We start from the raw sequence: 23,929 nt of genomic DNA on the forward strand, positions 1-23,929 counted from the left end.
TGAGAAGTGAGAAAAATACTGATTCCTTTTCTAATGTTTATAAAAAAAAATCGTTAGTAGTAAAGTTTTACTGCCAACGATTTTTTATATTAAAAATGATTCTTTTGGAAGTCAGTGTACATCTGAGTTATTCACAATTCACGATTCACCACTCACTTTTCACTAAAATAAGAACTATATTTTCTTAACGTATTGTGTAATAATTACAATAGTTTGACCGTCGACTTTTCCTTCAATATATTCGGCGTTTTCGTGATCTAGTCTGATGTTACGCACTGCAGTTCCTTGTTTGGCCACCATGCTTGAACCTTTTACTTTTAAATCTTTGATTAAAACGACTGAATCTCCAATTTCAAGAATTACTCCGTTGCTGTCACGGTGAATTACTTTTGTTTCGTCTTCTTCGCCTTCACCAGTTGCTTGTGCCCAAGCTAAAGTATCTTCGTCTAAATACATTTGGTCTAATAATTCTTGAGGCCATCCAGCTGCACGCAAACGACTTAACATTCTCCACGCGACAACCTGTACGGCAGTATGTTCGCTCCACATGCTGTCATTTAAACATCTCCAATGATTTAAATCTACGTTATCTGAATTTTCAATTTGGTCTATACACGTACTGCAAGCCATGATACTCTCATCAAGTCCGCCTTTTTTAGTTGGTAAAACTTGGTATACTTTTAGGTTTTCTGTTGCTACACAAAGTTCACATTTTGATCCACTGCGTTTACTTAATTCTCTTTCTATACTCATGTTTAATGGCTTTTATTTTTGGCGAATTTACAGCTTATTACCTCGTTTCACAAGTTATTGTACTGAAGTCTAAGCGAGGAGTTAACCGGAAGCTGCGACTGACCATTGAATACTGGCCACTATTTCACACGAACTGCATCGGGAACGAGCATTTCATATTGTCCTCCGTTTCGGATTACATCTCTCACAATGCTGGAGCTGATATATGATGTCTTTGCTGCGGTCAATAGGAATACAGTTTCTATTTTTGATAACCTACGATTGGTGTGGGCGATTGCTTTTTCAAATTCGAAATCGGCTGGATTGCGTAAACCACGAAGGATAAAATCTGCTTTTATTCTATGGCACAAATCAATTGTCAAACCTTCATAGGTAATCACTGAAATTTTTGGTTCGTTTTTGAAGGTTTCTTCAATAAAACGCTTTCTGTCTTCTAGCGAAAACATGTATTTTTTTTCAGCATTGATACCAATGGCAATTACGATTTCATCAAATAAAGGAATGCTTCTTTTGATGATGTCTTCGTGTCCTAAAGTGATCGGGTCAAATGAACCTGGGAATATGGCTTTTCTCATTTTTATATTTTTAGGCTAAAGCCAATTCTATCGCATTTGTAAATAAATCCTCCAATGAAATCCCAGCGGCTTTGGCTTGTTGAGGAATCAAACTTTCCGTTGTTAATCCCGGAATGGTGTTCATTTCCAACATGTGTGGTTCTCCGTTTACCAATATAAATTCGCTTCGGGAGAAACCTCTCATTTTGAGGACTTCGTAAGCGCGTTTGGCTATTTCGCTTACTTTTTGTGTCATTTCAGCTGAGATTCTTGCCGGTGTGATTTCTTGCGATTTGCCTAAATATTTAGCTTCATAATCGAAGAAATCATTGTCCGAAACAATTTCAGTTATCGGTAAAACAATTACTTTTCCTTTGTAATTGATGACTCCAACAGAAACTTCGGTACCGTCAAGGAAACTTTCGATGATGATTTCGTTATCTTCTTTATAAGCGACTTCTATTGCGATTGGTAATTCGGCTGCAGTTTTTACTTTGGAAATTCCAAAACTAGAACCCGCTTTATTAGGTTTTACAAAACAAGGCAAACCAACTTTTGCGACAATCTCGTCAGTATTGACTTCATCGCCTTTATTTAAATAATAAGATGTTGCGGTTTTTATGCCATATGGTTTTAAAACCGATAATAAATCACGTTTGTTGAACGTTAAAGCCGCTTGGTAATAATCGCATGAGGTTTGCGGAATAAGCAGTAATTCGAAATAAGCCTGCATTAATCCGTCTTCGCCGGGAGTTCCGTGAATGGCGTTGAAAACACAGTCAAAAGTGATTTTCTTACCATTAACCGTTACTGAAAAATCATTTTTATCGATAGGAAATTCAGCGTCATCAGCATCAACATAGACCCATTTTTCTTTGAAAATATGGATTCGGAATCCGTTGTATTTCGTTTTGTCCAGAAATTGATATACGACGTTTCCGCTGATAAGTGATATTTTATACTCACTGGAATATCCGCCCATGATAATGGCAATGTTTTTCATTGTTTTTTGTTTGATTATTGTACTGTTCTAAATAGTAAAAAACCACCCCGCCTTTTTGGCACCCCTCCAGCGGAGGGGGAAGTTGTATGTATTCCCTTCTAATGGAGGGGTGCCCAACGGGCGGGGTAGCTTTTCAGTTGTTTTAAATGGAAAGTTTTCTTTTGAAAACGGACGCCATAGCCCCGATAGTAGTGGAAATCCTTTTTATCAGCCTTTTCGGCGGATAGAAAGATTGCAACGAATAGCGGGAAATAGCTCCAAAAAGCATAAAACAAAATTATCATTTTTTTTGGAACGAAATAGCTTTATCTTTGCCGCATATAAAAATAAATTTATGAGTTTACGTAAGTATCTTACCAGCCGTGTCTTTTTAGTACAAGTATTAATTGCGATTGCCATTATTGTTGTTTTAGGCTATTTATTTATGCATTGGTTGACTTTTACAACCGACCATGGCAATGAAATTGCGGTTCCAAATTTGAGTAAATTGACGGAAGAGCAAGTGGAGGAAAAGCTGGACGAGTTGGATTTAGATTATGTGCTTTTGGACAGTGTGGATTATAGAAGTGATTTTCCGCAATACAGTGTTGTAGAGCAAGATCCAACGCCGGGTACAAAGGTAAAAGTAGGTAGAAAAATATACATAAAAATAAATACTTCGGGATTTTCATCTGTGCGAATTCCTGAATTAGTAAACAAAACATATCGTGAAGCGGTGCCAACATTGAAAGCTTTAGGACTTGAAGAAGGATCAGTTACATATGTTCCAAATCTTGGAAAAGATATGGTAATGGAAATGCGTTTCAAAGGAAGAAACCTGAAAGCAGGGGACAGAGTCTTAAAATCATCCAAAATCGATTTGGTTTTAGGTGACGGAAAAATGAGTTACGAAGAAGAGGAAAATGCTGCAGATACGCTTGCAGCACCAATAGAAGAAGAAATACCAGTTGATGAACAATAATATAGATACAATAGATTTAGAAGACGAGTTATTTGAACATTTCAGGTTTGAAGTTCCTAAAGGCCAAGCGTCCTTACGAATTGATAAATACTTGATGGGACTTATTCAAAATGCGACTCGCAACAAAATACAAACCGCAGCAACCGAAGGAAATATTTTTGTAAACGACGCCACAGTAAAGTCGAATTATAAGGTAAAATCCAATGATGTGGTGCGCGTTATGCTTACCCATCCTCCTTATGAAAACCATATTATTCCGGAGAATATTCCGCTTGATATTGTGTATGAAGACGATACTTTATTGTTGATAAATAAATTGCCAGGAATGGTGGTGCATCCCGGTCACGGGAATTATACGGGAACTTTAGTGCATGCGTTGGCGTATCATTTTGATAATTTGCCAATGAACAGCAGCGAACGTCCGGGATTAGTACATCGAATTGATAAAGACACTTCAGGTCTATTAGTGATTGCCAAAACTGAAGCGTCGATGACACATCTTGCCAAGCAATTTGAAGCGAAAACGTCCGAAAGAGAGTATGTCGCGTTGGTTTGGGGAAATGTCGTGGCTGATAAAGCAACAATTGAAGGAAACTTAGCCAGACACGTGAAAGATCGCATGCAAATGGCGGTCTTTGATGATCCGGAAATAGGGAAACCAGCCGTGACACATTACAAAGTGTTGGAACGTTTTGGTTATGTTACGTTGATTTCGTGCCAATTAGAAACCGGTAGAACACATCAGATTCGGGCACACTTGAAACACATAGGACATCCTTTATTTAATGACGAGCGTTATGGCGGTCATTTGATTTTAAAAGGAACTACTTTTACAAAATACAAGCAGTTTATAGACAACTGTTTCAAAGCTTTGCCAAGACAGGCTTTACATGCTAAAACATTAGGTTTTGTACATCCTACAACCGGTGAGATGATGCGTTTTGATACGGAACTTCCGCAGGATTTAAAGGATTGTATCGAGAAATGGAGAGGCTATTCAAAATCCCATGGTACGGACGAGGAAGAAGAGTAAAAATATGAAAAGCCCCGGATTGGGGCTTTTTTGTGGAAAGTAATTTGCATTGCTTGTTCTAAAAGACACGCAATGATTATTATACTGTATGTTTCTTGGTATGTTTATTGTTTGTCTTGTAATACTTGGACTTTTTTACGCGCTTTCACTACAATTGATATAATTCATTGAGATTTGTAAAAGTGAACTTTATGGAATTCCATAAAGTTCTGTTTCAATTATGAAATACACAAGGCAGGGATTCCAATGATAAAAATTTAAAGGATGCTAATTTGATTTTTACTATGAAATTTAAAAGTATAAATACCGTGAAATTGACATTATTCATCGGTTTATCACTACTTGCTGTAGGTAACGTTTCTTATGGGGCATTTAGGTCAGTTAAATCGTCTCCTCAAAGAAATGAAAATACTGTCACTAAGACATTTGTAGATCCGATTGAAAAATGATGATTCCTTGGGAACTAAGATTGTCAATTTTGGAATGAGATTACTAGGAACACCTTATATTACAGCGGGCTGTAGTAAAAATGGTTTCGATTGCTCCGGATTTGTGTACTATGTCTATAATAATTTTAAAATTAAGGTTCCTCGCAGCTCGTCGCAATTTGAGAATTTCGGTAAAGAAATCCCGATTGCCGACGTGAAAAAAGGAGATGTTTTGTTGTTTTTGAGCCCTACCAGAAATGTTATCGGCCATTTGGGCATCGTATCAAATCCAAAAGGAATGGACAGTGATTTTATTCACTCCACCTCCGGTCGTGAAATGAAAGTGGTTATTACAAGTTTAACAAAGCCGGGATATACCCGTAGATTCGTAAAAGCGATACGTGTTTTGTAAATAAATTTTGCTCGAGATTCAGGATTTGATTAACGTAAAGCAGTTATTTTTAGACTAAAACCAAATCTGGTAGGTTGTATTTTATGGTGCAAAATTACCGATAATAAAAAGAAAAATATTAGATTGAATGGTTGTTAATTAAAAGTTAAACCAATGAATACTATTCAATTTGCTGACTCTAAAATATATTTTTGATATTGATTAACCATTAAATAACCATTAAATGAAGAAATTTTTCATTTTAACTGCTATTGCTGCGGCAATGCTTGTACCTACCGCCCAATTTGCCCAATCTAAAAGGAAAAAAGATAAAAATGCCACTGTAGTTCCACCACCGGAAAAGATACCAGAAGCTATTATCAGGGAATACAACAAGGTAATTACTAAAGATGCCGTTTCTGACGATGGATTGTTTATCGTTCATAAAGTAGATAAAAAATATTTCTTCGAAATCCCCAATAAATACTTAGATAAAGACATGCTTTTGGTAAGTAGATTAGCTAAACTCCCTGCTAATTTAGGCGGCGGATATGTAAATGCAGGTTCTGAAACCAATGAGCAATTGATTGTTTGGCAGCGTTTTCAGGATAAAATCCTGATCAAATTAAAATCATTCAGTGCCGTTGCCAATGACAGTTTGCCAATCAGTATTTCAGTAAAATCCAATAATTATGAGCCTACTTTATTTGCTTTTGATATTGTAGCGTTTAGCAAAGATTCTACAAATACGGTGATTGATGTGACTAAATTTTATGGCACCGATGTAAAGTCTATAAGCGGTTTATCAGGTGAAATGAGAGAAACCTACAAAGTAAAAGGCCTAGATGAAACTCGCAGTTTTATCAATACAATGAAAAGTTTCCCCATGAATATTGAAGTAATTCAGGATTTTACCTATAACGCTTCAAAACCGCCGGTTCAGGCAGATTCAGAGACGATAAGTATCCAAATGAATCAGTCGATGATTTTATTGCCTGAAAAAGCAATGCAACCCCGATTAGCGGATCCGCGAGTGGGCTGGTTTACGATGAATCAAATTGATTATGGAAGTAACGAATTAAAATCCGACAGTAAAACCTACATCCGCCGTTGGAAATTGGAACCAAAAGATCCTGTTGCTTACGCAAAAGGTGAACTGGTAGAACCCATTAAACCTATTGTTTATTATTTAGATCCTGCCACGCCTGAAAAATTACGCAAATACATCAAGCAAGGAATTGAAGATTGGCAAAAGCCGTTTGAAACTGCTGGTTTTAAAAATGCTATTATCGCCAAAGATCCTCCAACAAAAGAACAGGATCCTGATTTTAGCCCGGAAGACATTCGGTATTCGGTGATTCGTTACGTGGCGAGTACAACGCGTAATGCGGTTGGACCAAGTGTTTCTGATCCTAGAACAGGAGAAATTATTGAAAGTGATGTAATTTGGTACCACAACCATTTGCGTTCGTACAGAAATCGGTATTTGTTAGAAACCGGAGCAGCGAATCCTTCGGCAAGAACTTTGAATACCAGTGACCAAGAAATGGGTGAAATGATGCGTATGGTTATTGCGCATGAAGTGGGACATGCTCTTGGTTTTCCTCATAACATGGGTGCGAGTTGCGCGTATGATACCGAAAATTACAGAGACGGTGCTTTTACTCAAAAGAACGGTATAGCAGCGAGTTTGATGGATTATGCCCGTTTTAATTATATCGCGCAACCAGGAGATAAAAATGTGCGTTTCATTCGCCAGATGGGACCTTACGACCATTATGCCACCAATTGGGGTTACAGATTCATTCCAAATATAAGTTCTCCTGAAGCCGAGGTTCCCACATTAGATAAATGGATTATGGAAAAAGAGGGAAATCCAATCTATAAATTTGGATCTCAAAGCAGTAGTTTTGACCCAACTTCGCAAACAGAAGATATCGGAAATAATTCCATGAAAGCGGGTTCGTATGGACTTAAAAACTTGCAATATGTAGCGTCACATTTACCGGAATGGACCAGTGATGTGACTAATAATTACGAAGATTTAGAGGAGTTGTATGAAGAAATGTTGGGAGTTTGGAGTAGGTATGTAGGTCATGTGGTGACTAATGTTGGCGGCGTTTATGAAGCAACTAAAAAACCAAACCAAAAAGGAAGTATTTATGAAATTGTACCAAAAGCAAAACAGCAAGAAGCGATGCAGTGGTTGCAAGAAAATGCTTTTGCCTCTCCAACGTGGTTGGTAAATATCAGTACATTGAAAAACATAAATTATGCGGGATACACTGAACGTTTCCGTAATTTGCAAGCCAGACATTTGAATAGTGTTTTGAGTTTTGAGCGTATTGGTCGATTGATGGATGCAGAAATCATGGGAGCTACTAATTATAAAGCTTTGGATTTATTTGGTGATATGCGCAAAGGAATTTGGAAAGAGGCTAATTTACCATCAAACGTGACGATTTATAGAAGAAATTTACAAAGAGCATATATCGAAAGAATGGCATTTTTGATGAAAGAAGAAATCAAATCCGGTCGTCCATCTGATTATTATAATGTGGCTCAATCTGACGTGAGAGGATTGGTGAGAGGCGAGTTGAACGCTTTGAGAACTACTTTATCAGTAGCTAAAACTAGAGCTATAAATGCAGAAACCAAATACCATTATGAGGATGCTATCAAAAGAATTGAACTTATTTTAAATCCAAAATAATCAGAATGTAAATTCTGTTTCACCAAGAAATCCGCTTTCGTAGCGGATTTTTTGAGTTGTAAAATAAATCTAGATTGAAGTGAACTATTTACTTCAAAGGGAAATTCGCTTCGAAAGTTTTGAATCTGGCATCTAAATCCTTTAGCATTTGCTTTTTAACGGAAGCCTCTTTTATAAAACTATAATTGATACTGTTGTACACATATTGTTTGATATCAGTATAAGAAACGTCTTGGTATCTTTTGGCTAACAAAACATATTGTTCGGTCATATTAGTACGTAAAATCCCCGCATCATCAGTGCTGATTACTATAGGAACGCCAAACTGTTTATACAAAGTAAGCGGATGACGGCTTTCCTTTACTTTCAAAATAAACTCGTTGCTCACTAAGTTAATTTCGATAGGGATATTTTTCTTTGCCATGTAACGCAATAAACTGTACGAATCTTTCTCGTACGCCATATCGACTCCGTGGCCAATGCGATTGGCTCCTGCAGTATAAACGGCTGCGCCAATGTGCCAAGTCAAATCTTCGGGTTGCACTAAACCCAGCGTCAGTTCGCCGGCATGCATTGTGTATTTTACATTTGGATAACGAGAATTACAATATTTAAACATGACCATGTGCAACCAATAATCTTTCATCGAAGTTTCGCCATCTTCTGGAGAAACAATGTTAACTCCTGCCATCAGTGGACTTCCATCTGCCGAAATGAATGCAATTACCAGATTTTTGAATAAATCCACGGGTTCCATGAATCGCAACACAAAATTTTGATAGCGCATAGTAAATTGCTTGTCATCAATTTTTAAATCGTTGTGCATTTTCGCTACAAAACTAGTATTGAATGTTTTGGCGTAGGATTCAGCATCTTTTTTCAGTAAGGAATTGTACACTGAATCCAATGTTTTCAAAATTGCTTTTTCGTCTTTTGCCAAAGCTAATTTTCGCAGTATGGAATTGAATTGCGTCAAATCATCCGTGTTCATTGCAGTTGGTATCGTAGATAATTGTGTTTCGATATAACTGACATTTTCTGAAATGGCTCTGTTCTTTAGTTCCAATAATCCCTGTCCAAAATTCCCTTTGATAGCCGGTTCAAACTTCATAAACGATTCGAAAAATAATTTGTCCGAAGGGTAATCCACATGATTGTAATCTTTTACAGACCATTTTTGCATTATTTTTTGTTTGTAAACGTCTAATGTTCCGTTGCTTTTTAATGTTGAAAATAATTCCCAGTTTCCGGTTGATGGTTTTTCTTTTAAAACATCCATCGTTTCAGTATTGAGATAAAAATCGTCAGCGATCGCGCGTTGTAATAACGGTTCCGCGTAAATAGAACCCGAAAAATGATGATGTAAATCGCCGCCTTTTGGCATTTGCGAAAAGAAAGCAGTTAGTTCTGCTTCATTGTTTCTGATATTTTCAAAATAGTCATTCGTCGATTGCGAGTAACTTGTATTTATTAAAAGAGCGAAGAATAAAATATGTAGTAATTTCATAGTTTTTTTTAATTGTGTCTATAGTGTTTTGCTTATCATTTTCAAAGAAAGCGATGTTTGATTTTAATGATGTAGCACTTAAAAGGTTGATTGCTGTAAAAAAAGTTGTAATTTTTGCCAAATTTAAGCATTTTCATTAACTGTTTGGTAAAGCAAGAAAAAAGTTTTACTTTTGCCTCATATTTATGAAAAACAGTACTCATTTTATCTCCGTTACTCCGCCTTGATTTATAGTCTTTAAATCGAAGGATATCACCTAAAAATTTGCATTCAATTTTTTGAAGACGCTTTCTATATAAGAAAGTGACTGATTAATACATTTTTTGAATAACAACAGTATTTATTTTAGTACCGTTACTTCCGCTTGTTTTTTAGATTTTTTAAATTTAAAGATAGTTCCTAAACCATTTTATTAATTTTTTTCGATATGATTTCAGTAGCTGAAATTGTATCACAAACCCTATTTGAATTTTTTCATGAAAAAAGTATTTAATTTATTTGATTTATCGCAAAAGGTAAATTACAGAACAGAAATTTTAGCAGGATTAACCGTAGCGATGACTATGATTCCAGAATCATTATCATTTGCAATAGTCGCAGGTTTTCCTCCATTAATGGGATTGTACGCTTCCTTTATCGCAGGTTTTATTACGGCAGTATTTGGAGGCAGACCCGGAATGATATCAGGAGGAGCAGGCGCAACGGTGATTGTTTTGATTGCCTTAATGAAGTCAAATGGTTTAGAATTTGTTTTCGCGGCGGTTGCGCTGGCAGGTATCTTACAAATTTTAGTGGGTATTTTTAAGCTTGGAAAATTTATCCGATTGGTGCCACATCCTGTAATGTTTGGTTTTGTTAATGGATTGGCAATTATTATTTTCATGTCCCAATTGGAACAATTTAAAATGGTGGTTAATGGAGAAACTACATGGCTTACAGGAACTCCAATGTTGATTATGGTAGGTTTAGTAGCGCTGACAATAGGAATTGTGGTGTTGCTTCCCAGAATAACAAAAGCTATTCCATCTTCATTAGTGGCTATTATTGTGGTATTTGCTTTGGTTTTTTTCTTAGGAATCGAAACAAAAACCGTGAAAGATATTGCCTCGGTAAGTGGTGGTTTTCCTCCATTTCACATTCCGAATATTCCAATCACTTTTGAGACTTTAAAAATAATTTTTCCATATGCCTTAATTATGGCTGCAGTCGGATTGACAGAAGGTTTACTGACCCTGAATTTAGTTGATGAAATCACTGAGACTCGCGGTAACGGAAATAGAGAATGTATTGCGCAGGGTAGTTCTAATATCCTAAACGGCTTTTTCTTTGGTATGGGAGGCTGCCCAATGATAGCGCAAACGCTGGTTAATTTATCAGCAGGATCCAGAGCCCGTTTGGCCGGTATTGTCGCTTCATTGACAATTTTGGTAATTATTTTATTTGGTGCTCCGGTAATTGAACTATTACCGATGGCGGCTTTAGTAGGCGTTATGATTATGGTTGCGATAGGGACTTTTGAATGGGCTAGTTTGAAAATTTTCAATAAAATGCCTAAAAAGGATGTTTTTCTTGTAATAATAGTGGCTTTAATCACGGTTCTTTTGCACAATCTGGCTTTAGCCGTTTTAATTGGTGTGATTATTTCTGCTTTAATTTTTTCATGGGAAAGTGCTAAACGCATTCGCGCCAGAAAATTTATTGATGCAAACGGGGTGAAGCATTATGAAATATATGGACCCTTATTTTTTGCCTCTACAACTGCATTTATTGAAAAGTTTGATGTATTGACTGACCCAAATGAAGTTATTATTGATTTTAAGGAAAGTAGAGTATCTGATATGTCAGCAATTGAAGCATTGAATGTTATTACACATCGTTATCACAAACAAGGTAAAAAAGTGCATTTGCGCCATTTGAGTACCGATTGTATTTTGTTACTTAAAAATGCAGAAGCCATCATTGATGTGAATATTATGGAAGATCCTACGTATAAATTGGTTATCGATCAGGATTAGTTTCAAAACCAATAAAAAAAGCTCTCGTCTAAGACTAATAAGACCAATTATTGGTCTGAATAATAATTATAAAAAAATTCACCACGAATTACACAAATTCACACAAATTAATGCGTGATAATTTGTGGAATTCGTGGCATATTAGTTGAAAGCTTTAACTTGGTAAACTTTTTTTTATAAATAACAATTTATATTTTCATCGCTTCAGCGGCTAATCGTCCCGTTTTCATTGCAGCATTAATAGAACCATTCAGTAAATTATCGCCACAAATAAACAACGTATCTGAAATTTTTATTTCTGAAGAAGCTATTTCATTTTGTACATTTTCCTGAGTTGGTAAAGCATATTCAATGCGATACGATTTAAGCATTTTCCATGAATTTACTTTTTCACCGTACCATTGTTTCAATTCTTGCTTCATGTTTTCGGCCAAAGTCGCATCATCAACAGTTGGAATTCCATTGTAAGAAATGGAAATAAGCACTTTCCCCTTTGGAGCATAAGCTTCAGAAACATTCGATAGTACCGTCAAATTATTCACCCATTTTTTCTTAGTTGAAGCATTTAAAATCACAACTGCTTTATCAGTTGGCGATTCATTGGCTTCAAAATAGATATTTGTAACCTGATGAGAGGTCATTTTTTGTTTCGGAAAGAATTTTTGGGTAAGGTTGTTTGCGGTCGTAGCCAAAAGGATTTGGTTGGCTTCCATAACGGTTCCATCTTCGGTAACTACGGTTTTGCCTTCAATAGCAGTGACTCTTGTATTGCATAGAATACTGCCTTCGGGAAGCATTGCAACTAATTGTTTTGGAATTTCCTCCATTCCTAATTCAGGAACCACCACATCACCATCTGAAAACATTTTCATTACAAAATCGAACATTCGACGCGAAGTTTTCAATTCATTCTCCAGAAAGATTCCGGAAAGGAAAGGCGCATAAAAACGTTGAATCATTTTTGGACTAAAACCATAATCCGCCAGTTGCTTGAGCGTTGTTTGTTCCGGTTGTTCGAAAATTTCGTCAATGGTTAGTTTTTGCAACCTGTTTTTTAACCAAAGCGTATTGATTTTATCTTTTAAAGTACCTACGGGAGCAAAAAGAGTGGCAAATGCTGCCGAAGGTCTTCGGAATGGATCTGCGATTTCAAAACTGCCTCCATCATAAAGCACAGTTGCTCCGGGTAACATTTTCTTTAGTTTTAAATCATTATAATTAAGTAATGCTTTTGTTTCTGGATAAGCCGTCAACAGCACTTGGAAACCTCTATCTAAAAGAAAACCTTCATGTGAATCGGTTTTAATTCTCCCGCCCGCGCGTTCACTGGCTTCCAACAGCAGTACTTTTCGCTCTTGACGATGCAAATGAATAGCAGCAGCTAATCCCGCCAGTCCTGCTCCCACAATAATTACATCCTGTTTCATAGTATTTTGATAATGTTTGGCACAAAAATAAGTCAATTGCCGTTTTAGAAGTGCCTAAACAAGTTATAATTTAATTTTTATTCATGAATTTCAAATCGCATCAATAAATCTGTTTGCTCGTCATTACCCATTATAAAAACGTGTTTGTCAAAGACAACAAATCCATTTTTAGTGTAAAATTGAAGTGCTCTGTGATTTTCTTCCCACACACCAAGCCACACAGAATCAACATCAGTATTTTTCGCAATTTTTTTTACTTCGTCTAGTAAAAGTTGTCCGATATTTTTTCCATGAAAATTTTGTAAAACATAAATTCGTTGCACTTCTAAAGCATTTTCATTTATAGATTCTGTTTGCGCGTCACCAAAGTTTATTTTTAAATAGCCAACAACTTCATCATTTGAGTACGCGATATAAAACTGAGAATTTACATTGTTTAATTCAGCCGTTAATTGCCCCGTATTCAAGCTGTTTTTTATGTAATCGGCAATATTTTCTGTCGTATTTACACCGGCAAAAGTTTCAGTGAAAGTTTGGATGCTTATCTTTTGGATTGTTTCCAAATCAGATCCTGTTGCTTTTCTAATCTCAATTGTATTCATAATTATTTGATGGTATTTTGTTTTTCAAAAATAATTAATTTAGGAAACAATTTTCATTATCTATTGAACTATTAAACAAATCAATTTAATGATTCGTGATTTCTTGATTGCAATTAGTACTTTTGAGAAAATTAATAAAAAACGCTCAAAAGAGTACTGTGTATGAAAATTGTAATATCGCCAGCGAAGTCTTTAGATTTTGATAAAAATTTGCCCACTGCGTTGCATTCGGAGCCATTATTTTTGAAAGAATCGCGTCAAGTTCAAAAAATTTTAAAAGAAAAAAATCCTGCTGATTTATCGCATTTAATGAGTATTTCAGATAAATTGGCTGATTTGAACTGGAAGCGAAATCAGGATTGGATTACCCCTTTTACGACTTCAAATTCGCGTCCTGCTATTTATACTTTTGACGGAGATGTTTACATTGGATTAGACGCTTATTCGATTTCTGAAAAAAAAATAGCGGATTTACAAGATCGTTTAAGAATCCTTTCCGGTTTGTACGGATTGTTAAAACCTTTAGATTTGATTCAGGCATACCGATTGGAAATGGGAACAAAATTACCCATTGGCGACAGCAAAAACCTTTATGAATTTTGGAAGCCAATAATTACAAAGGCTTTAAATAAAGAACTTGAAGATGGAGAGTTATTTGTCAATTTAGCGAGTACTGAATATTTTTCGGCAATTGATGTTAAAGCTTTGAATGTTCCTGTAATTACTCCGGAATTTAAAGATTATAAAAATGGGAAATTAAAAATAATTAGTTTTTTTGCCAAAAAAGCCAGAGGAATGATGGTTCGTTATATTATTGATATTGATGCTCAAACGATAGACGATTTAAAAGGATTTAATTATGATGGCTATCAATTTGATGCAAATTTATCTGAAGGCAATCGTTTGGTTTTTACGAGGTAGGTATAGACGGAATTAATCGCTTTTTTGCTAATGCATGGCATCTGCCGGGTTGATTTTGTTTTTTCCTTTTTTAATAAAAAAGATAATTGGAATACAACACAGAAACATAATTCCGAGATACATAAAAATATCCATGTACGATAAAACTGCACTCTGTTTCATCACAGAGTAGTCCATTACCTGATACGCTTTTTTCAACGATTCATTAGCAGTAAATCCTTTCGACATAAATCCCTTTTGAAGCATTAAAACTCGCTCTTGAACCTCTAATCTGGTTGTGCCTAAATGTGAAACTAAATTGACTCTGTGTTCCTGGCTAAATCGGGTGATAAATGTTGTGATAATGGCAATACCAAAAGAACCTCCTAATTGGCGCATCATTCCTGTAAATGCAGCACCCTCTCCTATATCTTTTCCTTTTAAAGTAGAAAGGGACAATGTAGTTATAGGTACAAAAAGGAGTCCTAATCCAATTCCTCTTAAAATTAAGCCCCAGTACAAATGTTCAACACCAGTATTTGTTGTCATACTATTTTGCAATATGTAAGTGAAGAAAAAGAAAATTAAAAAACCAAGTCCTACCATATAACTTTGGGGAACACCTTTTTGAAGTAGATTTCCAACAATTGGCATCATTAAAGCTGTGGTTATTGATCCTGGAATCAGTAACAGCCCCGCATCAGTTGCAGTCCACCCTAAAATAGTTTGGGTATAAATTGGGATTATTAAGGTGGATCCATAGAGTCCAAATCCTAAAATGAAACACATTACTGTTCCAATCCGTAGATTACCATCTTTTAAAACGCTCAAGTTAACGATAGGGTATTTGTAAGTTAATTCTCTCCAAATAAACAATATTAAACCAAATACGGTAATGGTGCTTAAAAGTATAATTGTTTTATTATTGAACCAATCGTCTTGTTGACCGTGTTCTAATACATATTGTAGAGAACCAATAAAAGCCGTTAATAGAAAAATTCCCAACCAATCAACTTGATTGGATTTCAGTTTTTCGCCATATTTGGGACTTCTTACAAAAGTCAAGGCTAAAATAGTGGCTATAATTCCAAGTGGTATGTTGATGTAAAAAATATATGGCCAAGAAAAATTGTCAACAAGATAGCCTCCTAATGGGGGACCCAAAGTAGGCCCAACAATGACACCCATTCCGTATATCGCTTGAGCCATACCTCGTTTTGCAATAGGATAACTTTCGGTTATAATGGTTTGAGCTGTCACTAATAAAGCCCCACCGCCCAATCCTTGAATAAATCTAAAAGTGACAAGTTCCCAGATATTATCTGCATTCCCACATAAAAAAGAAGCTATTGTAAATATGATAATAGAAGTGACAAAATAATTACGTCTACCAAATTGTTGTGATAACCAACTCGTCATAGGGATTACGATGACATTGGCAATAGCATAAGCTGTAATTACCCATGCAACATCGTTAAGCGTAGCACCCAGACTTCCCCTCATGTTCGTCAGTGCTACATTGACAATTGTAGTATCGACGATTTCAAGCAAGGTACAAAGTATTGCTGTAATCGTAATCAGAACTCGTCTGTAGCCATATTCTACTAAATCGTCTTCTCCCGTTTGTACCATTTATGCTAAAGTGTAAACTATAATTGTCTTAAAAGTGTCGCTTTTTTTTACTTTTTGAATCCAGAAAAACAGATTTATTTTAAATGTACATCGACATCGACATTCATTCCCGGACGAAGTAATTTTATTTTTTCAGGATCATTTGTTGCGCTCAAACTGATTTTGACTGGTAATCTTTGAATCGTTTTTACAAAGTTTCCTGTCGCGTTATCTGGCGGTAGCAATGAGAATCGAGATCCTGTTGCAGGTGAAAATGAAGTGACAGAACCTTGAAAATCATAATTAGGATATGCATCTACTTTTACAGTTACTTTTTGTCCAATTACCATTTTGTTCAATTGTGTTTCCTTAAAATTTGCAATTACCCAAGCTTCTTTGTTATTGATGATATAAAATAAAGATTGTCCTGGCTGAACCAATTGTCCTGGCTGAATATCTATTTTGGATACTTGACCATCAATCGCAGCAGTTACCGCGGTATAGGTTAAATTCAATTTTGCGGCATCCAGCAATGCTTTTGCTCTTTTAATATTGGCAGCAGCCACTTCGGTTTGTTTATCAGAAACTTTAGATTTGGCCACAATAACTGATTTTTGAAATGCACTGGCTCTTTCTTGTTGTTGCAGAACACGAACTTGACTTTCAGCTTCCAGTTTAGCCGCTAGAGCTTGTTCGTACTGCTGTTTTGTGATAGAATGGCTTTTGTACAAATTCTCATATCGATTGTAATCACTTGTGATACGTCCCAATCTTATTTTTGCGGATTCTATATTTCCACCGGCTGATAACACATTTGCATCCGAAACAGAAATGCTGGCTAAAGCACTTCCAATATCAGCTTTAGTCACTTCAAAATTGCCTTCAGCGCCAATCATTGCTGCATTGGCTTCTTCAATTTTCAATTGGTAGTCTCTACGGTCAATAGTAAAAAGCGTGTCGCCTTTCTTCACAAAATCATTGTCTTTGATGTACACTTTATCCACATATCCCGAAACTCTTGGAATAATAGGATTCATGTTTTTTTCAATTTGTGCATCATCAGTTTCCTCGTGAGATTGTGAATGAATGTATTTAAAAGTTCCATACGTTCCTCCTAAAACAACCAAAGCTACTAGGATAATAATGAATTTTTTATTTGTTTTTTTCTTTTCCATGGTAGTATGATTATTTTTGAGCTAGATTGAATGATTGAGATAATTGACCAGTTACCGAAAGTAACTCATAGTATTTTTGGATGGTATTGGCTTTCGCCAAAGCCTTATTGATTTTTGAATTTAATTGTTCTACATCAGCTTCAAGCAGATCATTGGTGTCCGAAAGTCCATTATCATATTTGTCTTTTACAATCCGGAAATTTTCAGTCGCTTGTTCTTGTGCTTCTTCATAAACCATGTTTTGTTTCAATGCTAAATCGTAATCTTCAATTGCTTTATGGACTTGGATTTTAATGTAATCCGTTAATATTGCTTCAGAATTTTGTACTTCTAAATACTTATTTTCAGCCAGTCTAACCAAAGTTCCGTTTTTTAGAATAGCACTCAAATCATACGAAATTCCAACTCCAATATTCATCGCGTTTTGAACGGTAATTACATTACTCAGGTCTAAAGCGGTGTATCCGCCAATAATCGCAATGGCTGGATAATAGGAACCTTTCGCTATTTTGATATTCGCCTCGCTGGCTTTTCCCTGAAACCGAATGGCTTCTAAATCCTTACGATTTTCTAAAGCCGGTAATTCATTGGTTGGAATATTTGTCATTTTGAAATCAGCAAAATCATCTTCTCTAATTTCCAATTTGGTGTCTGGATTTAATTTTAAAAGTGTAACCAAATAAAAGTTGATTACTTTTAAATTATTAGTCGTTTCATCTAATGACAATTGTATTTTTGAAGCTTGTAATTTAGATTTCAAAAGGTCATTTCTGGGAATGATTCCGTTTTTTTCAAGCTCTATAAAATCTTTAACGCGCTGTTTGGCACTTTTTTGATTTTCTTTCAACAGTTCAATTGTTTTTTGTGCTTTGTACAAACTGGCATAATAATCAATTACCCGCAACGCAATTTCTTCTTTAGTTTGGGATGATGTTGCCATTTCAGCCTGATACAAATTTTCATTCGCTTTGATGCTGTTTTGGATTTTAAAACCAGAAAATACTGGAACACTGGCATTCAACTGACCAATCATTAGCTGATTGACAATAGGAATCGCTTGTGGGGTACCGGAATTGTTTTGATTGAGTTTAAAATCTATTGATGCATTTGCCAATCTTTGGTACTGACCTGAAAGTTTCAAATCTGGATATTGATTATTTTTAGTAGATTGTAATTCGTACTTTTTGGACTTTACTTTCGTATTGGCCAGCGTAACTTCATTGCTTTTGGTCCAAGCCAAAGTAATGGCTTCGTTCAATGTTAAATTTGTTTTTTCTTGTGCTTCTACCGATGAAATTCCAATAAAGAAAATCCCAAAGAGCATGAATTGACTAACTTTCATATATCAGAAGTGCTTTTATAGTTTGTTGAATATGCTTTGTCAAATTTGTTTTGATGTAATTGTTGTATAAATCTTCGGTTTTCAAGTTCAATAAATTTTCGAAGAAAGGTTTATTCATATGAAAATGAAAGAAAGTACCCAGAATTGTAGGTGTAATAAGCGGAATTACAACATCTTTTCTGAAAATTCCTTTTTTCTGACCTTCCTCGATAATGGTTTCCAGGGATTTTAAATTTCCTTTTTTTAATTCCGAAAAAGCTTGAAGGTTTTGTTCTCTCTTTTTAGAGGTGAATTCGAAGTGTAAAATCCTATAAATACCTCGATTACTATTGATTCTATTAATATAAAGTTCAATAAGTTTATTGATTTTTTCAATAGGTTCAAGGTCTTCCAGCAGTAAATTTTCTAATTGATTTTTAAGATCTGAAGTTCTGTATACAAGAAGGGATTCTAGCAATCGTTCCTTGGAACCAAAATAATAGGAAACCATGGCAATATTAATTTTTGCCACTTTCGCTATGTTTCTTATTGATGTTCCATCAAATCCTTTTTCTGCAAAAAGAGTTTCTGCAACTTCAAGAATCTGAATTTGTTTGTCGTTAAAATTACTTTTCAATGGAATTTAATTTTGCAAAACAAAACTAAACAAGTGTTTAAGTTAAACAAGTGTTTGGTTTTTTTTTAACATAATTTTAACATTTTAAACTTGGCCAATATAAAGTTCATAACAACAGGAATCTTCTTCTTAAATTGTGAATATCTATTTTAGTAATGCGGTTGTTTTTTTTCTTTTAAATCTATCTTTGACATCCTTAAAAAAAAAAGAAATGAGCACAACTTGGTACGAATGTAAAGTAAAATATAGAAAAACGGACGAAACTGGCGGACAGAAGATTACAACCGAACCGTACCTGGTAGACGCGTTGTCTTACACTGAAGCTGAAAGCAGAATCAATGAAGAGATGTCGGCGTATATCAGTGAAGAATTCAAAATCACGAATATAAAAGTGGCTAATTATGCTGAGATTCATCCTTTCGAAAACGCGGATCGCTGGTTCAGATCCAAAGTTTCTTTATTGGCCTATGACGAAGAAAGCGGTAAAGAGCGCAAAACTAATATGTATTTATTAGTACAAGCCAATGATGTAAAAGAGGCTTACGATAACACCATTAGCGTGATGAAAGGTACTATGGGCGACTACACCGTTCCTGCAATTTCAGAATCTCCTATTATGGATGTTTTTCCTTATTTCAGCGGGGAAGAAGGGGAACTGGAACAACTAGAGAGATTCAATGCGTTAAAAGCATCTAAACCGGAAGTAGTCGCAGAAATCGTGGACCATATGGAATTTGAAACTGCTCTTGAAGAAGAAGCTGTAGTTTAAGATTGTTTTAAAAAAACGCACCGCAAATTAGCAAAGTATTGAAACAGTTGTTAGCTGTTTTTATTTGCGAATTTGCGGTTTTTTAATTTTAATTAGTCTTGTTTGTGTAATACTTTCTCGTATGCTTTTCTTGGGCTTCCTCTAAAATAAACTTCGCCACAATAGGTATAACCTAGGATTTCAAAAATTTTCATCATGGCGGTATTGTCAAAATTAGTGTCTGCTTTTACACTGTAAATGTTGTTGCTTAACGCAAAATCTTCTATGTTTTTTAGCATCAATTTGGCCAGTCCTTTACCCAAATATTTCTCTGAAATGGCTACCCGGTGCATGACAACAAAATCATTATTCGTTAACCAGTTGCCTTCAATTTTAGCATAAGCAGGTTCGTCATTAATTAATACCGCACTATAACCAATGATAGTCTCTCCGTCTGCTAAAACAAATCCTTCTCCTTTTTCAATATCTTTATGTATGACTTCTTGATTTGGATAACCGTCTTGCCATTGGGTACTGCCGTCATCTTTTCTGCGTTGTATAGCTTGTAGTAAAATTCCCCATATCGGAGCTATTTCAGATAGTTCCGCTTTTCTAAAGTGATAATTCATTAGTGTAATTTGAGTTTTTAGTTAGTGAGTGTGCTTTAAAAGTACAAAACAAAGTTTGAATTTTGAAAAATTTATGATTGGGGAGTGTATTTTTTTTTAAAATATGTAGCTGAGTAGAAGTGTTTGTTGCTTATGCTGCGCAAATGTCTCTGACTTTGCGCAATTTTCAGCTTATGTTTAAAGTAGCATTGTCATAAAAGTCTCTGACTTTTGAATACTATTTCAATACTGATTATACCTTGTAAAAGCGTTAAGATTCAAAACATCAACGACTGGATTATCTGCTTTTTCTATTTTTAATAATCCGGAATCGTTTATGTAATTACTTGCGCTGGAATAAATATAGTGTGAAGCCTTTTCAACTAAACCAGCTCTTACAGGATTCAGATGAATGTAATCTAATTTAGACCACATAAATTTATTAGTGTAAATTTCTTCTGCGTGATTTCCATATTGCCAAAATTGATAATTTTGGTTTTTTGTATGTTTTTCTGCTGCCAATTTGAAACGCTCCAGCATCCATTCTTTTCGGCTTTCCGGTACGGATTGGATTTTATCCAAAATATTTTTCGCGGTAAATTTTTGAAATCTCGTATCAAATCTGATAATTTCCCGTCCTCAGATTGAATGATTAAATGAATGTGATTGCTCATTATAACATAACCATACAAAATCATTCCTTTATTTTTTATGCAGTAATCTTAAGATTCTATTACACTGTCTCTGTAGGTTTGTCTTGTAAAAATATCTATCCAGTCAATAACTGTTGCCGTTATATAATGTGGTAAAGTCTGATCTCTAATTACATAGCCTTCTTTCATCTTGACGTATTTTTAATATAAAAATAACGATTTTAATGACTTGTTTGTGTTTTTAAATTTAAGTTGATGAAAGTCAGAGACTTTATGGCGTTTTAGTAGTTCTATCAAGTTTAGGAAATTGCGCAAAGTCAGAGACATTTGCGCAGCATTCACGAGAAATTTATTTTTTTAGAAGAAGAATTTACGGAGCTGGGGGTTTTTAAATTTAAGAAGATGAAAGTCAGAGACTTTATGGCGTTTTAGTAGTTCTATCAAGTTTAGGAAATTGCGCAAAGTCAGAGACATTTGCGCAGCATTCACGAGAAATTTATTTTTTTAGAAGAACACTTTGCGGAGCTGGGGGTTTTTAAATTTAAGACGATGAAAGTCAGAGACTTTATGGCGTTTTAGTAGTTTTATCAAGTTTAGGAAATTGCGCAAAGTCAGAGACATTTGCGCAGCATTCACGAGAAATTTATTTTTTTAGAAGAACACTTTGCGGAGCTGGTGACTGGCGACAAAATTTTTATGACATTCTTTCCAATGTTCTACTTTTTCAGTTTCTTTAAAAGATGGAATTCCACTAACTAAATCTACAACTGGAATATTTTGTGGAATTGAAATTTCACTCATCATTTTTACAGTTTCACTTATATTTGCAGCCATATAATATATAGCAAGTTTGTTTTTTTTCCATTCTGGAATAAGTAGTTCTTGCTTTTTTAAATCGCTTTCTACAAACTTTTCCATAAAATTATGGTTTACATCTATTAATACAATCGATTTTACAAGATTTGGATTTCTTACCGAATATAAAGTTGAAAAGTAACCGCCAAAAGAATGAGAAACTAACATAATTTGTTTATTAAAGCCCAATTTTTTTAATCCAGTTTCTAAATCCAAAAGACTATTTAACATTCCGTGTTTTGAGTCTTCAGTTTCCACAGTATTTATAGTGCTTTTACCTAAACCTTCTCTGTCGTATGTAATAATTGTTGCTCCAGTTATATCTGCAATTGGTTTCAAAATAGAATTCCAAACTCTTCCATCGCTTCCTGCACCAGCTTCAAAAAGAATGGGAATTCCTGAACCTTTTATAATATTGAAATGTAGTTTATGATTTCCAACATCAACTAAAGTATCAATTGTTTGAGATTGACTTTTTATAGAACTAAAAAGTGTGAAAAAGATAATAACTTTTAGGAATAATTTCATTTTAAAATTTTAAATTTTTGTTTTTTCGTTTTTCGGTTCGCTCTGCTAAAATGACGCATAACTAGTGTATTGGTCTGACATTTTGCGACCTATCACCCCAAATATAGAGAGATAGGTCTGATAAACATCAGTTTTATCATTGATGCTAATATATAAAAATAATCTTATAAACGACTAAATGTCCAATTGTTTAAACCACAAAAAAACGCCGTTTAAATCAATTTAAACGCCGTTTGATAATATGAAAAATAAATTTTTATCGAATCGCTTTTACAAACTCTTCAATTTTTCCAGCTCCATTTTCGGTTAGATGCTGAATGAAAGCGCTTCCTATAATTGCACCTTTTGCAAATAGTGTGGCTTGGTTGAAGGTTTCCTTGTTGTTGATTCCAAATCCAATAACCTGAGGATTTTTCAAATTCATGTCGGCAATGCGTTTGAAATATTCTTCCTGAGCGCTTCCAAAACCCGTCTGCGATCCCGTAACACTCGCGGAACTTACCATATAGATAAATCCATCGGAGACGCTGTCAATGAAGTGGATTCGTTCGACAGAAGTTTGTGGCGTAATCAAGAATATATTTTTTAAACCGTATTTTTCGAAAGTGGCTTTGTATTCATCGGCATACACATCAACGGGAAGATCAGGAATAATTAATCCGTCGATACCTATTTCGGCACATTTCTGACAGAAATTTTCAATCCCAAATTGTAACATTGGGTTGAAATAACCCATAATCACTAAAGGAATAGCAACCGTTTTACGAATGTCCTTTAGTTGGTCAAACAAAACTTGTGTTGTCATTCCGTTATGCAATGCTTGCGTGGAACTGGCTTGAATGGTTGGTCCATCAGCTAATGGATCGCTAAACGGCAATCCAATTTCAATCATGTCCACGCCATTTCTTTCTAAATCCTGGATGATTTGTACGGTATCGTTGAGGTTAGGATATCCCGCCGAAAAATAAATGGAAAGTATTTTTTTAGTCTCTTGTAATTTTTGATTTATTCTGTTCATTTTAATATAATTTTATTTATTCCCGCTAGGGTTCCAAAACCTTGTGGGTATTATTTTGTATTCAAAATTTGGTTTTAGAAACCTAATAGGTTGTTTAAATCGGAACTATTTTTCTGGATTATTAACTTTCAATATAAATCCAGGCCAAAGTCCAGATTGCAATGTTATTTGAATTCTTTTATAAGCATTAGATTCGAATTGATCTGCTTTTATGAGATCTTCGTTTGTTACAGTAAAAGCGATACCATTTATTGCATCCGAAGGATTTTCACTTGGAATAGCTACAAAATAATCTTCCATTCCAAATTCTTCTTCTATTTGAAAATCTTTTAGTTTGTATCCTAAAAGCATGTCCTCAGTTCCACTTAATAGTTTATTAAAAACCTGCATCTGAATTTCTTTTGACTGCAATGTACCGTATGAGAATAGCTGTTCCATAAATAATGTTTTCTAGTTATTTGTCTGCGTTAGGGATGGAAGCGGCATCC

At 35.0% G+C, this 23,929-nt stretch carries 22 protein-coding genes and 1 pseudogene; 7 read left to right on the forward strand and 16 right to left on the reverse strand.

The window, feature by feature from the left end:
* Nucleotides 1-174: 174 nt before the first annotated feature.
* The 3 genes from AC0J6S_RS10145 to AC0J6S_RS10155 all read right to left on the reverse strand — a co-directional run bounded on the left by AC0J6S_RS10145 (nucleotide 175) and on the right by AC0J6S_RS10155 (nucleotide 2,310).
* The gene (locus AC0J6S_RS10145; RefSeq protein ID WP_474953698.1) at nucleotides 175-753 is read right to left on the reverse strand and encodes a PhnA domain-containing protein; all 579 of its coding nucleotides are present in this window, start codon (nucleotides 751-753) and stop codon (nucleotides 175-177) included.
* A gap of 119 nt (nucleotides 754-872) precedes the next feature.
* Nucleotides 873-1,328 carry a pantetheine-phosphate adenylyltransferase gene (coaD, locus tag AC0J6S_RS10150; RefSeq protein ID WP_474953699.1) on the reverse strand — a complete coding sequence of 152 codons (456 nt, stop codon included), beginning with the start codon at nucleotides 1,326-1,328 and terminating at the stop codon, nucleotides 873-875.
* Between the two features lie 10 nt (nucleotides 1,329-1,338).
* A complete protein-coding gene (locus AC0J6S_RS10155) occupies nucleotides 1,339-2,310 on the reverse strand; it encodes a D-alanine--D-alanine ligase (protein ID WP_474953700.1) in 972 nt (323 codons plus the stop codon).
* A 334-nt stretch (nucleotides 2,311-2,644) separates the two neighbouring features.
* Between AC0J6S_RS10155 and AC0J6S_RS10160 the strand changes: the two genes are divergently transcribed.
* From AC0J6S_RS10160 to AC0J6S_RS10175, 4 genes are all read left to right on the forward strand, one after another.
* Nucleotides 2,645-3,271: a PASTA domain-containing protein gene (locus AC0J6S_RS10160; protein WP_474953701.1), complete on the forward strand. Its 627-nt coding sequence runs from the start codon at nucleotides 2,645-2,647 to the stop codon at nucleotides 3,269-3,271.
* Nucleotides 3,261-4,304 (forward strand): RluA family pseudouridine synthase, encoded by a 1,044-nt coding sequence (locus tag AC0J6S_RS10165; RefSeq protein WP_474953702.1) that lies wholly within the window; start codon nucleotides 3,261-3,263, stop codon nucleotides 4,302-4,304. The genes AC0J6S_RS10160 and AC0J6S_RS10165 overlap by 11 nt, the downstream gene beginning before the upstream one ends.
* 456 nt (nucleotides 4,305-4,760) lie before the next feature.
* Nucleotides 4,761-5,144 carry a C40 family peptidase gene (locus AC0J6S_RS10170; RefSeq protein ID WP_474953703.1) on the forward strand — a complete coding sequence of 128 codons (384 nt, stop codon included), beginning with the start codon at nucleotides 4,761-4,763 and terminating at the stop codon, nucleotides 5,142-5,144.
* Nucleotides 5,145-5,367: 223 nt separating this feature from the next.
* Nucleotides 5,368-7,836 carry a zinc-dependent metalloprotease gene (locus AC0J6S_RS10175; RefSeq protein WP_474953704.1) on the forward strand — a complete coding sequence of 823 codons (2,469 nt, stop codon included), beginning with the start codon at nucleotides 5,368-5,370 and terminating at the stop codon, nucleotides 7,834-7,836.
* A gap of 88 nt (nucleotides 7,837-7,924) precedes the next feature.
* On the opposite strand, the gene AC0J6S_RS10180 is transcribed toward AC0J6S_RS10175, so the two are convergent.
* Entirely contained in the window at nucleotides 7,925-9,343 is a 1,419-nt protein-coding gene (locus AC0J6S_RS10180) for an amidohydrolase family protein (RefSeq protein ID WP_474953705.1), read from the reverse strand.
* A gap of 476 nt (nucleotides 9,344-9,819) precedes the next feature.
* On the opposite strand from AC0J6S_RS10180, the gene AC0J6S_RS10185 reads away from it, so the two are divergent.
* Nucleotides 9,820-11,358 carry a SulP family inorganic anion transporter gene (locus tag AC0J6S_RS10185; protein ID WP_474953706.1) on the forward strand — a complete coding sequence of 513 codons (1,539 nt, stop codon included), beginning with the start codon at nucleotides 9,820-9,822 and terminating at the stop codon, nucleotides 11,356-11,358.
* Nucleotides 11,359-11,546: 188 nt separating this feature from the next.
* On the opposite strand, the gene AC0J6S_RS10190 is transcribed toward AC0J6S_RS10185, so the two are convergent.
* Together AC0J6S_RS10190 and AC0J6S_RS10195 are read right to left on the reverse strand one after the other, a co-directional pair.
* Complete coding sequence (locus tag AC0J6S_RS10190; protein WP_474953707.1) at nucleotides 11,547-12,821, reverse strand: NAD(P)/FAD-dependent oxidoreductase; 1,275 nt, start codon at nucleotides 12,819-12,821, stop codon at nucleotides 11,547-11,549.
* A 41-nt stretch (nucleotides 12,822-12,862) separates the two neighbouring features.
* A complete protein-coding gene (locus tag AC0J6S_RS10195; RefSeq protein ID WP_474953708.1) occupies nucleotides 12,863-13,387 on the reverse strand; it encodes an N-acetyltransferase family protein in 525 nt (174 codons plus the stop codon).
* A 162-nt stretch (nucleotides 13,388-13,549) separates the two neighbouring features.
* Between AC0J6S_RS10195 and yaaA the strand changes: the two genes are divergently transcribed.
* Nucleotides 13,550-14,308 carry a peroxide stress protein YaaA gene (yaaA, locus tag AC0J6S_RS10200; protein ID WP_474953709.1) on the forward strand — a complete coding sequence of 253 codons (759 nt, stop codon included), beginning with the start codon at nucleotides 13,550-13,552 and terminating at the stop codon, nucleotides 14,306-14,308.
* A gap of 27 nt (nucleotides 14,309-14,335) precedes the next feature.
* Here yaaA and AC0J6S_RS10205 read toward each other — a convergent pair whose 3' ends face one another.
* The 4 genes from AC0J6S_RS10205 to AC0J6S_RS10220 form a co-directional block, all read right to left on the reverse strand.
* Nucleotides 14,336-15,919 carry an MDR family MFS transporter gene (locus tag AC0J6S_RS10205; protein WP_474953710.1) on the reverse strand — a complete coding sequence of 528 codons (1,584 nt, stop codon included), beginning with the start codon at nucleotides 15,917-15,919 and terminating at the stop codon, nucleotides 14,336-14,338.
* A 74-nt stretch (nucleotides 15,920-15,993) separates the two neighbouring features.
* Nucleotides 15,994-17,073 (reverse strand): HlyD family secretion protein, encoded by a 1,080-nt coding sequence (locus AC0J6S_RS10210; protein WP_474953711.1) that lies wholly within the window; start codon nucleotides 17,071-17,073, stop codon nucleotides 15,994-15,996.
* Nucleotides 17,074-17,083: 10 nt separating this feature from the next.
* The gene (locus AC0J6S_RS10215) at nucleotides 17,084-18,415 is read right to left on the reverse strand and encodes a TolC family protein (protein ID WP_474953712.1); all 1,332 of its coding nucleotides are present in this window, start codon (nucleotides 18,413-18,415) and stop codon (nucleotides 17,084-17,086) included.
* On the reverse strand, nucleotides 18,405-19,031 hold the full coding sequence (locus AC0J6S_RS10220; protein WP_474953713.1) for a TetR/AcrR family transcriptional regulator: 627 nt from the start codon (nucleotides 19,029-19,031) through the stop codon (nucleotides 18,405-18,407). Before AC0J6S_RS10220 ends, AC0J6S_RS10215 begins: the two co-directional genes overlap by 11 nt.
* Nucleotides 19,032-19,242: 211 nt before the next feature.
* On the opposite strand from AC0J6S_RS10220, the gene AC0J6S_RS10225 reads away from it, so the two are divergent.
* Nucleotides 19,243-19,800, forward strand: coding sequence for a DUF4494 domain-containing protein (locus AC0J6S_RS10225; protein WP_474953714.1), 558 nt, complete (start codon nucleotides 19,243-19,245; stop codon nucleotides 19,798-19,800).
* A 92-nt stretch (nucleotides 19,801-19,892) separates the two neighbouring features.
* Here AC0J6S_RS10225 and AC0J6S_RS10230 read toward each other — a convergent pair whose 3' ends face one another.
* The 6 genes and pseudogenes from AC0J6S_RS10230 to AC0J6S_RS10255 all read right to left on the reverse strand — a co-directional run bounded on the left by AC0J6S_RS10230 (nucleotide 19,893) and on the right by AC0J6S_RS10255 (nucleotide 23,879).
* On the reverse strand, nucleotides 19,893-20,408 hold the full coding sequence (locus AC0J6S_RS10230) for a GNAT family N-acetyltransferase (RefSeq protein WP_474953715.1): 516 nt from the start codon (nucleotides 20,406-20,408) through the stop codon (nucleotides 19,893-19,895).
* A gap of 222 nt (nucleotides 20,409-20,630) precedes the next feature.
* Nucleotides 20,631-20,969 (reverse strand): transposase, encoded by a 339-nt coding sequence (locus tag AC0J6S_RS10235; protein WP_474956385.1) that lies wholly within the window; start codon nucleotides 20,967-20,969, stop codon nucleotides 20,631-20,633.
* Between the two features lie 5 nt (nucleotides 20,970-20,974).
* Nucleotides 20,975-21,085, reverse strand: a pseudogene (locus AC0J6S_RS10240) (REP-associated tyrosine transposase); the annotation flags it as partial.
* A 606-nt stretch (nucleotides 21,086-21,691) separates the two neighbouring features.
* The gene (locus AC0J6S_RS10245; RefSeq protein ID WP_474953716.1) at nucleotides 21,692-22,423 is read right to left on the reverse strand and encodes an alpha/beta fold hydrolase; all 732 of its coding nucleotides are present in this window, start codon (nucleotides 22,421-22,423) and stop codon (nucleotides 21,692-21,694) included.
* A gap of 256 nt (nucleotides 22,424-22,679) precedes the next feature.
* On the reverse strand, nucleotides 22,680-23,441 hold the full coding sequence (gene trpA / locus AC0J6S_RS10250; RefSeq protein WP_474953717.1) for a tryptophan synthase subunit alpha: 762 nt from the start codon (nucleotides 23,439-23,441) through the stop codon (nucleotides 22,680-22,682).
* Nucleotides 23,442-23,546: 105 nt separating this feature from the next.
* A complete protein-coding gene (locus tag AC0J6S_RS10255; RefSeq protein ID WP_474953718.1) occupies nucleotides 23,547-23,879 on the reverse strand; it encodes a gamma-glutamylcyclotransferase family protein in 333 nt (110 codons plus the stop codon).
* Between the last annotated feature and the right edge of the window lie 50 nt (nucleotides 23,880-23,929).

The sequence above is a fragment of the Flavobacterium sp. TS_SC_5 genome (assembly GCF_056156265.1).